This is a genomic window from Dapis hubbardiae BLCC-M172 (genome assembly GCF_050016015.1).
In the GTDB taxonomy this organism is placed as follows: domain Bacteria; phylum Cyanobacteriota; class Cyanobacteriia; order Cyanobacteriales; family Microcoleaceae; genus Trichodesmium.
Map to the genome: position 1 here is coordinate 25,257 of NZ_JBNHEQ010000301.1, position 1,504 is coordinate 26,760.

General features: G+C 29.0%; 1 protein-coding gene. It reads right to left on the reverse strand.

The features are described from left to right. Positions 1–265: 265 nt before the first annotated feature. Positions 266–1,081: an ion transporter gene (locus ACP6PK_RS28315; RefSeq protein WP_426558214.1), complete on the reverse strand. Its 816-nt coding sequence runs from the start codon at positions 1,079–1,081 to the stop codon at positions 266–268. Positions 1,082–1,504 lie beyond the last annotated feature (423 nt).

Here is a 1,504-nt window from a genome sequence, read left to right on the forward strand (position 1 = left end):
AAATAATTGATTTATATAGCGCGATAATTTATTGCTTATCTGTTAACTGAAATAGCCTTGATATTTGACATTAGCATTTTTTCTTGATTATTTATCATTGATAAAACAGCTAAAGTCTAGCTGAATGCTTACTCTCTAGATTGCCGAATAATTAATAATTAAATAATTCAATTTTTAACGTCTCCCTAAAAGTAAAAGGTAATTATCAATTATCAATTATTAATTATTCATTATCAATTATCAATTATCAATTATCCATTATCAATTATTCATCTATCTTTCTACCACAATGAGGACAAATAATAGACTTTTTTTGCTGACCTAAAGCTCGTTTTTTTTGAATTTCCTCAGTAAAACCAGAAGCAACTATACCTGTGGGTAAAGCAAATATTCCAACACCAATTAATGCAACGATCGCTCCTAAAAATCTACCTAAAGGAGTAATAGGATAAACATCTCCATAACCGACAGTTGTTAAAGTAACAACTCCCCACCACATAGCAGCAGGAATATGAGGAAAATTTTCTGGTTGAGCTTCATTTTCAGCAAAGTACATTAGACTGGCAGAAGTTACTAATAAAATTACACCAATAAATATAGCAATTACTATTTCTTCTTGTTTTGATTTAATGACTTGAGCAAATAATTTTGTCGTGTCGGAATATCTGGTTATTTTGAATATTCTAAATATTCTAAAGAGACGAAATGAACGAGTAAATATTAAGTTTGGCAAGAATAAAGGTAAGTAAAATGGCAAAATAGCAATTAAATCAATAATTACTAATGGTTTGAACATAAATTTGATTCTTCCCCAGATAGAATGTTTATATCCAGAAGCAACATTAGATGACCAAATGCGCAAAATATATTCAATAGTAAATATGATTACTGATATTAGTTCAAAGTTATCTAACCAAGTTTTATATTGTTGATAAATGTCTTCTACTGTGGAGATAATCACAGTTATAATATTGAGAATAATTAATGTAATGATGAAGACTTTAAAGATTTTGCTGTAGGTGTCTCCGGGATTATCTAGCTCAATAATTTCAAATATTCGGCGTTGAATTTTGTGGAGCATTTTTTCTAGGGAAGTTTGAGAGTTATTTTTATATTTTAGTGAGAATTATATAGTTATCTATATATATGATATGAGTCATAGTTTAGTCTGAGGTATTGAGATTTTAGTAGGGTGATAAATTTGAGCAGTGGCAAATTTTCTTGGGGAAAGTTGGGAAATTTTGAGTAGACTTTCTAGTATTTATTGGAGTAGTATATTTAAACTACTCCAACTTTAAGCTTAACTGTTCTAGTAACCTTCTAAGTAAGTTTTTGATTGAGTAATATCTGAGATTCGGCGTTGAATTTTGTAGAGCATTTTTTCTAGGGAAGTTTGAGAGTTATTTTTATCTTTTAGGGAGAATTAGATAGTTATCTATATATATTATGTGAGTCATAGTTTAGTCTGAGGTATTGAGATTTTAGTAGGGTGATAAATTTGAGC

What these genes read in the sequence shown, in the direction of transcription:
- ACP6PK_RS28315 (WP_426558214.1), bottom strand. Translation starts at nt 1,081, where the DNA reads ATGCTCCACAAAATTCAACGCCGAATATTTGAAATTATTGAGCTAGAT.